12 protein-coding genes are annotated in these 12,965 nt (G+C 48.7%); 11 read left to right on the top strand and 1 reads right to left on the bottom strand.

From position 1 onward, the window contains the following. A complete protein-coding gene (locus tag JWJ90_RS11330; protein ID WP_205227339.1) occupies positions 1–234 on the bottom strand; it encodes a hypothetical protein in 234 nt (77 codons plus the stop codon). Between JWJ90_RS11330 and trbL the strand changes: the two genes are divergently transcribed. The 11 genes from trbL (at position 209) to JWJ90_RS11275 (ending at position 12,187) form a co-directional block, all read left to right on the top strand. After that, positions 209–1,435, top strand: a complete 1,227-nt coding sequence (gene trbL / locus JWJ90_RS11325) for a P-type conjugative transfer protein TrbL (protein WP_205227338.1) — start codon at positions 209–211, stop codon at positions 1,433–1,435. The two genes, JWJ90_RS11330 and trbL, sit on opposite strands and share 26 nt — an antisense overlap. A gap of 63 nt (positions 1,436–1,498) precedes the next feature. Next, complete coding sequence (locus JWJ90_RS11320) at positions 1,499–2,203, top strand: VirB8/TrbF family protein (RefSeq protein WP_205227337.1); 705 nt, start codon at positions 1,499–1,501, stop codon at positions 2,201–2,203. 3 nt (positions 2,204–2,206) lie between these two features. Further along, a complete protein-coding gene (gene trbG, locus JWJ90_RS11315; protein WP_205227336.1) occupies positions 2,207–3,067 on the top strand; it encodes a P-type conjugative transfer protein TrbG in 861 nt (286 codons plus the stop codon). Next, the gene (locus tag JWJ90_RS11310; RefSeq protein WP_205227335.1) at positions 3,064–3,516 is read left to right on the top strand and encodes a hypothetical protein; all 453 of its coding nucleotides are present in this window, start codon (positions 3,064–3,066) and stop codon (positions 3,514–3,516) included. Before trbG ends, JWJ90_RS11310 begins: the two co-directional genes overlap by 4 nt. Beyond that, entirely contained in the window at positions 3,509–4,738 is a 1,230-nt protein-coding gene (locus JWJ90_RS11305) for a TrbI/VirB10 family protein (RefSeq protein ID WP_205227334.1), read from the top strand. Before JWJ90_RS11310 ends, JWJ90_RS11305 begins: the two co-directional genes overlap by 8 nt. Then, a complete protein-coding gene (locus tag JWJ90_RS11300) occupies positions 4,731–6,671 on the top strand; it encodes a type IV secretory system conjugative DNA transfer family protein (RefSeq protein WP_205227333.1) in 1,941 nt (646 codons plus the stop codon). The genes JWJ90_RS11305 and JWJ90_RS11300 overlap by 8 nt, the downstream gene beginning before the upstream one ends. After that, positions 6,649–7,158, top strand: a complete 510-nt coding sequence (gene traF / locus JWJ90_RS11295) for a conjugative transfer signal peptidase TraF (protein WP_205227332.1) — start codon at positions 6,649–6,651, stop codon at positions 7,156–7,158. The genes JWJ90_RS11300 and traF overlap by 23 nt, the downstream gene beginning before the upstream one ends. 11 nt (positions 7,159–7,169) lie before the next feature. Next, positions 7,170–7,334, top strand: a complete 165-nt coding sequence (locus JWJ90_RS11290; protein WP_205227331.1) for a hypothetical protein — start codon at positions 7,170–7,172, stop codon at positions 7,332–7,334. Further along, entirely contained in the window at positions 7,321–9,690 is a 2,370-nt protein-coding gene (locus JWJ90_RS11285) for a zincin-like metallopeptidase domain-containing protein (protein ID WP_205227330.1), read from the top strand. The genes JWJ90_RS11290 and JWJ90_RS11285 overlap by 14 nt, the downstream gene beginning before the upstream one ends. Before the next feature lie 83 nt (positions 9,691–9,773). Next, positions 9,774–10,385, top strand: a complete 612-nt coding sequence (locus JWJ90_RS11280) for a lytic transglycosylase domain-containing protein (protein ID WP_205227329.1) — start codon at positions 9,774–9,776, stop codon at positions 10,383–10,385. 539 nt (positions 10,386–10,924) lie between these two features. Further along, complete coding sequence (locus JWJ90_RS11275; RefSeq protein WP_205227328.1) at positions 10,925–12,187, top strand: STAS-like domain-containing protein; 1,263 nt, start codon at positions 10,925–10,927, stop codon at positions 12,185–12,187. Positions 12,188–12,965 lie beyond the last annotated feature (778 nt).

Here is a 12,965-nt window from a genome sequence, read left to right as displayed (position 1 = left end):
TCAGGGCAAGGGTTTGCTGTAATTGCTGAAATCGTGGCCAGAGGTATCGGTAGCTTCTTTCCAGGCTTTCATCCTTTTGTCATCGGTTTGGGGCTCTGGTTGTTGGGTGATTTGCGTTTGTTGTATCGAACTGTTGTTAGTTGTTTTTTGTGAGTTTTCATTATTTTTATCGCACCCTGAGAACAAGATTCCGAAAGAAATAAGCAAAATGATAAAAAAAGATTTTTTACGCATATCGATACCTCTGTTTTTTATTGGGACAGTGTTGTTGGTGATGATTTCGAGTAGTCAATACTGTTATGCAGATACTGATAATGTTGTCTACAATATTTTGAATAAATTTTCTACAAAAGCCTCGTCCTATGGAAGTGCTTTGCAGGTTTGTGCTGAAAGATTGTTTTATTGGTGTCTTGTTTTAGATGTTGTCTTTTTTGGTATAAGAGTGTCGTTGAAAAGAGACGAAATTGCTTCAACATTGAAGCAGTTTGTCTTTATGCTCCTGTTTGCTGGTTTCGTTTTTTCCGTAATTAAGAATTACAGCGTATGGTCAATGAACCTGATCAATGGATTGCGTACTCCGGCAAATAGTTTGGGAGGGCCGGATATTACCTTGGATGCATTCAAGATTGGGGTGAATATTATCAAGCAGATTGTTGATAAGACATCGGCCTGGTCTCCGATCGACTCGTTGGGATACCTTATTTTGGGCTGCATCATAATGGCCTGTTTTGCGCTGATGGCGGCACAAATCGTTCTTATCAAATGCGAGGCTTATGTAGCTATGAACGCTTCCATTCTCTTGCTCGGTTTTGGTGGGTCGAGTTTCTTGAAGGAATATGCCATCAACACCATGCGCTATGCCCTTTCCGTCGCCTTTAAGCTGTTCGTGTTGCAACTCGTTTTGGGGATAGGTCTTTCCTTCATCACTGAATTCGAGACAACAGATGCGCAACTCTATGATTTGCTTATTCTCATCGGTGCCTCTGTTGTCCTGCTTGCCCTGGTCAAAACCATCCCGGATGTCTGCGCCGGAATCATCAATGGAACCCATACCGGTAATGGCGGAGCGCTTCACTCCACCGGTGCCATGGTGGCGGGGGCCAGCGCAGCAGTCGGAGCAGCGGTTGGGAGCAGCCTTGTGGCATCGGGTAGAGGGGCAAGTTCAACCAAGGCAGCGCTTGATATGGCGGGGTATGAAGGAAAGACCGGCTGGAGCAAAGCTGGTGCCGCTGCCAAGAATGTTTTGAATGCCAACAGCGCAGCAAGGCGTGAACGTAACGCCTGGGGCTCAATTGGACAGCGGATGAATTCACATCTCAAGGATGGGCGAGACGCAAGCAAGATGCAGGAAGAGTTGTCCTCAAGTATCGCAAGCACAGCAAAACCACCACCTCCGCCAGACGCGGAACCGACCGAAGAACCTTCCGGAAACTAATACCTACAGAGATAGAACCTGCCGAATAATCGGCGGGTTGCCCCAAACATAAGGGAGAAACCGATGGCGTTTTGGCAAAAAACAGATCCATCACAGGACCGGTCTGTCCAGACAAATCCGTATATTAACGCCCGCGAGGAATGGCTGGAACGCTATGGCTCTTACATCAGCCGGGCAGCACAGTGGCGCTGGGTGGCATTCATCAGCCTGAGTCTGTTGGCCGTCTCTCTTGGCGGCAATGTGATGCAGGCCAGGCAGGTCAAGGTCATCCCCTATGTGGTGGAGATGGACAAGCTGGGCAAGGTGAGCAACGTGGCCCGGCTGCAACAGGCCTTTTCTACACCGAGAAACATGATCCAGTCGGAGATTGCGGATGCGATCGTCAACTGGCGTACTGTGACCGCTGATACCGAGTTGCAGAAACAGATGATCAAACGTTTATCGCGACTCATCTCAGGCAGCGCCACCGGAGTCTTGAAACAGTGGTTTGAGGAAAACAGTCCCTATGAGATCGCTAAAACCGGAAAGTTGGTGCATGTCGAGATCAAGGGGCTGCCGCTGCCGGTGAGTGACAGCTCGTATCGGGTCGAGTGGCTCGAAACCATACGTAATCATACCGGGGCACTGCTTGAGCAGCATAGCTACGAGGCTACAGCGACCATTCAACTACGGCCACCGCAAACGGAAACAGAGGTGTTGGCGAATCCCGGTGGTGTCTATATCACCGCGCTTGCGGCCTCACGAATCATTAGCAACGAGGGAAGGTGATCCATGAAGAAACTTATACCTGGTGTGTGCATCCTTGCTTTGATGGGTGCAGCGGTAGGGGGCAAGGCGCTGGCTGGGCAATACGATTACCTCAATCAGGTCATGGTGCCGTTGAGCGCCAAGGAACGAAAGGCGCTACGTATTTCGTCCAGTTGGTCGAACAAAAACGATATTCAGCCCTATATGACGACTGGCGGCAAGCTCATGTACGTGCATGGTGCCTCGGTACCAACGATCATCGCCTCGCCTTTTCAGGTCTGTGATGTCGAGCTGGAGCGAGGCGAATCGGTGAACGAGATCGTGTTGGGTGATTCGGCCCGTTGGCTTGCCGAGGCCGGAACCGCTGGCAACACCACGCATCTTTTTATCAAACCTGCAGATGCCGGTCTGCAGACCAGTGCCGTGATTACCACAGACCGGCGAGTGTACCATTTACGCCTGATCTCCAGGTTGAAAGGCTACACGCCTTACGTTGGCTTTACCTACTTCGATGCTCTACGTCGAGATCAGCAACAGAAGCAGAGCGCGGCTTCCCGGCAAAAGGAATGGAGCTCAACAGTTGGCAATGATGGCAAGGAAATCGATCTCGCTCAACTGAACTTTAACTATGAGCTGGTAGGCAGGGCCCTATGGAAACCAGAACGGGTGTACGACGACGGCCTGAAAACTTATATCAAATTACCCAAGTCAACCAGATCTGGCGAAATGCCGGCACTCCTGGTTCGCAAGGGAGGAACCGATGTGCTGGTGAACTATCGTGTTCAAGATGAGACCATGATCGTTGATGGCCTCTTCAACACCATCGTTCTGGTTGCCGGAGTGGGGGGAGACCAGGAATGCGTAGAGATCAGGAGGGGGAAATGAAAATCAAAATTGTCTTGTTGATGGTTCTGCTTGGCTCGTTGCTATTCTCTGGCTGTGCCGGACGTGCTGGTTTGGGCATCTCTTTTGTTGGCCAACTCCCTTCGGAAGGTACTGCCTTGATTGTGCAGGATGCCACCAGGCAGCTGGTGGAGCTCTATCCCCCAGGACGCACCTCGCTCCATCTGCTCGTCCCCGAGCAAGTTGATGCGTTTAGCCAGTCCTTTGAAAATTCTTTACGTAAGCAGGGATTCACACTCTCTCCGCGTGGCGATGTCGTTGTCAGTTATGTGCTCGATGCCCTGCAGGATGTCACCCCACCAGCCTGGTACCTGCAGCTCAAAATCACAGAGAGCGCTCGTTCGACCACTTTGGCTCGCACCTATAGCGCCGCTGGCAAACCCATTGCGGGCTTTTCCTGTCTGAAAACTGGAGGGGAGAGCAATGAGTGATGGTTCGCCGAACAGTCTGAAACCGCCAAAGGTGACCACCACAAGGATGAAAAAATGGCCGCTCCCGCTCTATGCCGTTGCATTCGTCGTGCTTGGGCTCTTTGGTGTGCTCTTCTACAGCGTCAACTACGGTTCGGGAGCGCGAAAACAATCGGAGATCAAACTGGTGGCCGTGGCTTCGGAAAGACCGCTCGTCAACCTGGATGGGCATGGATTATCGCTGCCACCAGCTACCGATATGCCAGCGGTAATTACGCCAGCCGAGCCTGAAGCAGCTCAATCAAAAGAACCGCTGGTTGTAGTTCGAACGGAGTCCTCTCAAGAAAACGATGAGTTATTCAAATTGGAGCAAGAGAGAATGCGAGCCAGGGAGCAAGCCTTTCGTGAAGCCTTGAAATCACCCTTGATCGCCAAACGCATGGATAGGGCAGGGGAGGCGCAAAAGGTTACAAGCGCACCAGTAAGCGGAAGCAGTCAATCGGCAATGATTCAACAGGCGGGTTTATTGTCGGATGAGAACCAGGCTCAGGACTTTAACGCGGCAGATCGCGACAAAGAACAGTTTTTCAGTCGGATCGGTCAAGATGATTGGCGCTCTCCCTACACCAGGGAGCCTGGAAAACCCTTTGAGGTCAAGACCGGAACCGTTATTCCCGGCATCATGATCAGTGGGATCAACTCAGACCTGCCTGGCAGCCTGATCGCCCAGGTCTCCCAGAATGTTTATGACACTGCCACCGGTCATCACCTTCTTGTCCCGCAGGGAGCCAAGCTCTACGGCGTTTATGACTCGCGGGTTGTGTACGGTCAGAGTCGGGTGCTTGTTGCCTGGAATCGGGTGATTTTTCCCGATGGCTCTGCTGTCACCTTGGGGGCGATGCCAGGCGCCGATGCCTCCGGTTACGCAGGGTATGAAGACCTGGTCAATAACCATTACCTGCGCATATTCGGTTCGGCTTTTCTTATGAGTTTAGTTACCGGCGGAACGAGCTACGCCATGGATAACGTCTCTAACTCTAGTGATAACAGTGATGGAACCTCGGTACAAGATGCCATGGCAGCCGCCTTAGCCGCGCAAATGGGACAGGCGACTATGAGCCTGCTGCAGAAAAACCTGAACATCAAACCGACATTGGAGATCAGACCCGGATATCAGTTCAACGTCATTGTCACCAAGGATGTTGTCTTTCAGGAACCATATAGACCATTGAATAATGGCTGAGCAACAGTACGGGCATCTCAGCCGCAAGACACAAAGCCGTCTCTGGAGATGGCTGGTTCTGTTGCTCCTTCTCCTCTGGGGGCTGATGGTGCTGATGTGGAGCTTGCAACAAATCGGCAATTTGTTCGGGCATCATCCCATACTCGGAACACCCTTTGTTGCCTTCAGCCGCCTTTGGTACTTCCCCTGGACAGCGCTCACCTGGCCGAAAACGATTTTTAACGCCACAGAGGTGCAAACTTTAGCTGACCGGTCCATGTTGCTTTTTATGGGGCCGCCTTTACTGAGCGCCATGTTGTACCTGGCAATCAATCAGGCACCGAAGGGGAAAAAGGATCTGCACGGTACAGCGCGCTGGGCCACCGGCAAGGAGATTCGCGCCATGGGTTATCTCTCCAGCAAGGGCGTCTATATCGGTGGATGGTTTAATAGTGCGACCAAAACACAGCTCTACCTTCGTCATAATGGACCGGAGCATCTGCTCTGTTTTGCCCCTACGCGTTCGGGTAAGGGCGTAGGCCTGATCCTGCCGACGCTGCTCGCCTGGGAGCAGTCCAGCGTAGTGTTTGACATCAAGGGCGAGAATTATGCTCTGACCGCTGGTTACCTCAAGACTCGGGGGAACAAGGTGCTCCGTTTCGAACCAGCAGACTCGACGGGAGCAACGGCCTGCTTCAATCCCCTTGAGGAGATCCGGCTTGAGGGAGATCGGGCAATCGCGGATGTGCAGCAGGTGGCCAATATGGTGCTTGATCCTGATGGCAAGGGGGTACCCGATTACTGGGACAAGGCTGCCTGCGGCTTTTTCGGTGGCGTCTTGTTGCACTGCCTTATCACCACCAGGTTGCAGGGGAACCGGCAGGCCAGTCTGTACGATGTTTCCCTGATGCTTGAGGATCCGGATCGGGAAGGTGGCCCCAAAGAGTTGTTCGAAGAAATTATCGCCACGGACCATGGCGCGATGCTGGCGGAAATGTTCCCCGAGTTGGATGCAGAGCAGGGGAGGGCGGCACATACCTTTTGTGCCTCTGCTGCCAGCGGCATGCTCGCCAAGGCGGATAAGGAAATGGCCGGTGTCGTCTCGACCGCCACCGCCAATCTGGCGCTCTATCGGGATCCTGTCGTTGCTCGCAATATCTCCCGCTGTGATTTTCGTATTCCTGATCTGATGAATCATCAGGCCGCAGTCAATTTGTACCTGGTGGTGGCTCCGGCGGATATCGACCGGCTCCGTCCCTTGATGCGTATTTTCATGACCCAGTTACTCGGGCGATTGACCGAGAAGATGACCTTTGCCGATGGTGCCAGCCAACTTGCCTACCACCACCGCTTGTTGTTGATGCTCGACGAATTCACAGCACTGGGCAAGCTGCCGATCTTTGAGCGTGCCATTGCCTTCATGGCTGGCTACGGCATCAAGGGGTACTTCATTGTCCAGGATACCAAGCAGCTCAATAACACCTACGGTGCCGACAACGCCCTGATGGCCAACTGTCATGTGCGCATCGCCTACGCGCCCAACCTGCCTGAAACGGCTGAATACCTCTCCAAGTTGACCGGAACGACCACGGTGGTCAGCAAGAAGGTCTCAATTAGCCGGGGCAAAGGCGGTCGGTCACGCTCAATCAGTATCAACGAAACCTCCAGGCCGCTGCTCACTCCGGATGAATGCCTTCGCCTGCCAGGAGCAGAAAAAGATGCTTCAGGCAAGGTTACCGCGCCAGGAGATATGTTGATCTTCACCGCAGGGCAATCGCCCATCTACGGCCAGCAGATTCTGTACTTTCTTGATCCGGTATTTTCTAGCCGTTCTCGAATCCTTCCCCCAGCAAGGTCCGACAGTCTCTATCAGGGGAATGCACTGGAGCAACCACAGCAATCGACCAGGCCTGGCATTACGGAAGCCGACTATGAAAAGTTTCTGTGCGATTAGCTTCTGCGCTTTGATTTTTGGATTTGTCTCTTGGCAGCTTGGTTTTCGACTCAACCTGACGCCCTCGCTTCCCGTTGGTGTGTACCGACTCACGCACGAGTCACTGTATCGGGGGCAGGCCGTAGCTTTTTGTCTCGAGGATCCCGAATTCGTTCAACTAGCGCATGATCGAAGATATTTGGCTTCAGGATCCTGTCCTTCCGGGCTCAGACCACTTCTGAAAGTGGTCAACGGTATGCCTGGGGACAGCGTTAGCTTTTGCGGCAACGCGGTCATGGTCAATGGGCAGGTTCTCGCACATACAAAAATTCTCGGCAGAGACAGGCAAGGACGTGTCATGCCGCCATCTCATCTCGCCTCTGGAGTTATTCCCCCTGGAAAAGCGCTCCTTCTTTCGCAACACCACGACGGCAGCTTTGACAGCCGATACTTCGGTCTGGTGCCGATCGTTTCTTTGAGGCCGGTTGAACCGGTCATCACCTTTTGAGGAAAAAGCTCATGGAATATCTGAAAGCAGCAGCACTGAAAGTGGAACAGCAGGCCTTGGAAAACCCAGGTCTGGGGATTCCGGTTGATCCGGATGTCGCTGACTACATGGGGGCGTTTTTCAGCGAGGAGGATTTGGCTGATGTGATTGAAGGAGGGGCTGATGAAGAAATCTGAGCGCAAAAGTATCGCGGAAACCTTCACCGAAAGCATTATCGAGGAACTGGAAAAGGGGACAGCTCCCTGGCAGAAGCCCTGGAAAGCAGGAGAGTTTCATCGTCCTGTCAATCCTATCTCCGGAACGGTCTATAGAGGGGTGAATACTATCATGTTGGCTCGCCATGGTTTTGCCGATCCCCGTTGGCTGACCTTTAAACAGGCCAATGAACAGGAATGGCGGGTCAAGAAGGGCTCAAAGTCACAGAAGGTGGTGTTCTGGCAATGGACGGATCGGCAAGCTGTGCTCGATGAATCTGGTCGCCCCGTAATGGATGAAAACGGTGAAGAGAAAAAGGAAACCGTTCAGCTGGAACGTCCACGCCTGCACGTATTTTCGGTGTTTCATGCAAGCCAACTGCAGACGCTTGATGGGCACGATATCCCACCATATGAAGAGCCGGAGCTTACCTGGGATCCACTCCAGAAGGGAGAGGAAATATTAGACGAGTCAGGAGCCACGATTATCCATGATCAGGCAGACCGCGCCTTTTACCGGATGTCCACCGACGACATTCATTTACCATCAAAAGAGAATTTTCCCGAGGCAGGTGACTACTACAGCACGGCGTTGCATGAGCTGGGGCATTGGACCGGGCATCCCGAGCGAATGGATCGAGAGTTCGGGCCGTATGGATCCGAGCGATACGCAAAGGAGGAATTGCGGGCCGAGATTGCTTCCTGGATGCTCAGTCAGGAGCTAGGCCTGCCTCACCAGCCCAATCAACATGTTTCCTATGTCGAGAGTTGGGTGAGTGTTCTCAAAAAGGATCCCCAGGAGATCATGCGAGCTTGTCGTGACGCGGAGAAAATCAAGGAGTACGTGATGAATCTGGAACATGAAAAGACAGTTGAGAAAACGGAAAAGGATGCAGGCGTTTTTATCATCAGCGGGGCAACTCCAAAAGTATATCAGGAATACGAGACCGCGCAGGAGGCCGGATCTGCCTATCGGGTTATGTGCGCCACCCATCGGCAGGGACCATTACACTGCGAGTATCAAGACGATAAGAATATTTATGTGTTGGCCAGCCAGGATCATGACTTCGTGGATCATACAAAATTTACGCTCAAATTCGATGGTCTGGAATATCCGCCCCCAAAAGAGATGAAAGAGAGCTTCATGGCTGGCTATGATCGCTCGGATAAACTCCTTGCCCAAGACGATGCCGCTCAAGAAACCTGCCTGGTGGCCGCTTCAAAGACCTATTTGAATGTTCCCTATAAAGAAAAGAACAAAGCGAAAAAGGCAGGGGCAAGGTGGGATAGCGAGGTGAAACGTTGGTTTGCACCTGAGGGCACGGATCTAGTTCCGTTGTCTGCCTGGTTGCCTGAGAGAGAGGTAGTCAGTGCCATGCCGAGCATGCCACCGGTCCAGGAATTTTCCGAACGACTTAAACAAGCAGGTTTGAAAGTGGAGGAGCCAATTCTTGATGGTAGGATTCATCGTGTCCCAGTGGAATCGGGAAAACCTGGAGCGAAGGATGGCGCCTATTGTGGGTATGAAGATGGACGTCCCAATGGTTGGGCCCAAAATTACAAAACCGGTGAACATGTCAAATGGGTGGCAACGGGGCATACGCTCACTGAAACAGAGAAGGAGGCGCTACAAGCAGAAGTCCAGGTTCGAAAAGCTGAGAGAGAAAAGCAGCTCCAAGAGCAACGCGTGAAGGCCCAGAAAAAAGCATACGCTAAATGGATGAATGCAATACCAGCGAACGAGCATATATACCTCCAAGACAAAGGAGTCGAGGGGTACGGGCTCAGGCAGGATAACCGGGGCAATTTGCTCATTCCCGGATTTGATCTTCGCACTGGTCGCATTCAAACACTCCAGTGGATCGAGCCAAACGGGGCGAAGAGGTTTGAATCAGGCTGCCCTCAACAAGGTGCTGCCTTGGTGATTCCATCTTCGGATCATTTAGATAATAGGGAGATCTTTCTTGCCGAAGGATACGCGACGGCAGCGAGCATTCATATGGCCACAGGACAGACAGTTGTTGCGACCTTTACGGCCCATAATCTCCAGCCAGTTGCTGAGATCTTGCGAGAACAACATCCAGATGCAGAAATCACTGTATGCGCGGATAACGATCATCACCTGGTGAAGCAAATCGGTGGCACCCCCATTGGCAACGTGGGGCTGAAAAGGGCGAATGAAGCAGCAGAGGCAATAGGTGCCACTGTGGCGGTACCAAAATTTAACCAGGAGGAAATCCTGAGAAGATATACAGACTTTAACGACCTGCACAAATCACGGGGAATCAAAGCGGTGGCGAAGCAGGTAAAAGCTCAAGTCGTTGAGGTTGAACGATGAGATTTAAGGTGCTGGTAATGTTGCTCTTGGGGGGAGTGATATCAATACCTGCTCATGCTGAGCAGGTATTGTCGATGGATACCATGTTTGAAGAGGCGGCGCAGTTCTGGGGTGTTCCGGTTGCCTGGACGCAGGCCATTGCCGACGTCGAAAGCGGTACCCATCCCTGGTCACTCAACATTGAAGGAAAGGGGCATAAGTTTATCTCCAAAGAGATGGCTCTAGCTATGGCCAGGCAGGCTAAAGCTCAAGGCCGTTCCTTTGATTCAGGAATAATGCAGGTGAATAATTTCTGGCTCAAGAAGTACGGGATTCCTTTGGAAGCAGCCTTTGACCCGTTGGCAAATATATATTTGGGATCATGGATCCTAAAACAGGAGATTGGCCACCACGGCCAGACCTGGGAGGCGATAGGAGCCTATCACTCTCCCAATGAGAACAAGGGGCGAAGGTATGCTGAAATGGTCAAGGGCGCTCTGGCCAAGGGACGGGCGCCAAAAGCAACAGAACCTGGTACCCTGTCCTCATTCACTGATCGGAAACCGAAAGGGATAAGCAAATCGGTCGTTGATGAAAAGGAAAGGGGCCAAGCACCATTGATTGTGTCCAGGAGTAATTCAAAATTACAAAGTAGTTCATGGCAAGGAGGCCGAGCTGATCCGTTCGTAAAGCGGATCCCTAAGAAAATTTTTTAGGAGATAGAAAAAGTTGCAACTACTATATTACTGGCTAGGTTAAAGTCGTAAATGGCAGGGGAAAAAGTAAATTCTTCCCCGCTTTTTTTAAATGGGTTTGGAAGGGGGAAAGGTACTACGTTGTGGGTTTGTCAGAATTTTTTAAAAAAACTGTGCTTTCAAGATGTTGTACAGATAGCTTTTGGGTGTTAGAGAGAAAAAGTTGCATAAGATCATAATAGATTGCGTTGTGCTGGACATTCAGTAAGGGTGTTCTGGAAGTCATGGATTATTGGAAGAATGTTGACCGATGAGCGCGGTTATCTGAGGACGGTGAGATTGATCTAAACTATCGTGGTTTGACCCAAGTTTACATTCTCATTTGGTTAGGGATACTCAAAACTTGAAAAGATCTAGCTAACTTTAAACAAAAAACTATATTTTATTGATTTTAGAAGGCTATTTCGTTTCGTAATCTGGTTGACATTGAGAAAAAAATTATATCAATAGCTATTTTAAACACTCTTCTGTATGTGTAACAAGCTAATAAATGTAAAGAAATGAATACAATAATAAAAATACCAAATAAATTTTCATTTAATGATCACGGGACGTACAATTTTGACAGAGTATTAAATATTTTTAATTGGACATTAGAAAAACAAACTGTACTTATTGATTTTAGTTCATGTTTTAGAGCAAATTATCAGGCACTTTCTCTCCTAACTCTATACATTTGGCATTTGAGGCTCAATAATTGTTTTATCGAGTTTCAGTATAGTTACAATATGGAAGGGGCAACCAAGATGTGGCAGCTTATGGGGGCGAAAGGATGGCATCATGTATTAAAAAATAACAATACCAACTTCAATGGAAACGAATATAAACCTCTCATTGCTGTCAGACACCAGAAAGATTTTGCAATAGCACTTTCAAAAACAGAGTCGTACACTCAAGATTTTAATGTTGAATATGAAAAGACTCTTAGATATGTAATCAGTGAACTCCTCTATAATACTCTTGAGCATGGGCCAAGAATCGTCTGCCAGGATAGGAGGCATACAAAAATACCATCAATCATACAATTTACTTGGTATAAAAATAAAAGGCAATTGCAGTTTATCGTTGCTGATCTTGGCATGGGCATCAAATCTCACCTTGAACAAGCTTATCCACCTTTTGAAAGTCACGGCGAGGCCATTCTAGAATCCTTAAAATATCAAGTTTCTGGGACTTTTGGCAGAGTTGACCCATATAAAAGCAAAGACAATGCTGGTGTTGGTTTATACATATCCAGCAACATTATACGTCGTTTGAATGCAGATATGCATGTTGTTTCAGGCGATGGCCTTGTTCATATTTCACCTACAGATACAACCATCACCCCTCTACAAGAAATTTGGCCAGGAACTCTAGTGCTTGTGAGTTTAAATCTTGATCTAGGAGAAGGATTAAACCTTCACAGCTTAATGTCTGAAATTAGATCTTCGGCCTCGAAGGAACTCAAAGAAGCTGATCAGGCTGACGAGAAAGAGACATTCATTATTAGTGTGCTGAATTTTTTTGGACCATATGCTGAAAATAAACAGGAAGCAATTTCATTTAGAGATAGTAGGTTGTTGCCGTCTATAGAAGAAGGAAAGTCCATCCTGATAGACTTTCAGGGGGTTGCTTCTGCCCCGCATAGCTTTTTAAGCGCATTACTGGCCACCCCTATAAAACGTTTGGGAATGCAATCCTACAAGAGGATTAAGGTTGTAAATTCTGAGCCTGAGATCCGTGAAACAATTGACTATATATTAGACGATAATACCAGTGCTTAACCATCGCATAGACCGACAAGGTACATATGACATAAAATTAACATTATACAAGTCAAAAATGATTAAATAAGTTGTTTTCTCCGAGCATTTAATACCAGGGCACTTTATCATAGAACAATAGGAGGCGCATCACATTTTAGCCTGAGTTCACATGTCTCCTGTCAGGAGCTAACTATTTGAAGAATATTGACTATTGTTTTTTCTTCAACGAGTTACTCGTAGTATTGGCTATGCCAATAAATTGGCAGTTGATAATATATAATCTATCCACTCCCTACCTTTTTTTTAACCATTAATCCGTATTCAAATAAATTTACATTTTTACCAGTTTATAGTTTATTTAAAAAAATAACATATAAAATATTTCCATGCACTTATTCTAATAATTGCAAGATGTCATACATAATTATGCATGTTTAATGCTGAGTGTTGTCCTGGGTGATTTTTATTTTCAAACATTCGTTGTATGCACTTTAATGATATTAATTCAATGGAGGTTGTATGAAATTACCTTGTATGTTTTTATTTATTATCACAACAGCAATTCCCGGTGCAGCCGCAAACCCAGTAATAGCAGACAAAATGTATTCAGCTTTCGTAAACTTTTATAAAAATTATCGGGTAAATCTAAATTTATCGTGACATATTAATGAGTTAGCGATTTTCGCCTTTTTGTAAGAAAAACAGTAACTTACAAGGAGGCGTCATGGCGAATCAAATTACAACCATCGTAAAAACACGCAAGAGAGATATCGCACGGATGGAAAAGATTACCATA

This window comes from Desulfobulbus rhabdoformis, from assembly GCF_016919065.1.
GTDB classification, from domain to species: Bacteria; Desulfobacterota; Desulfobulbia; order Desulfobulbales; family Desulfobulbaceae; genus Desulfobulbus; species Desulfobulbus rhabdoformis.
Note: the sequence above shows the minus strand (reverse complement) of the source record. Positions and strands in the feature narration are given on the sequence as shown.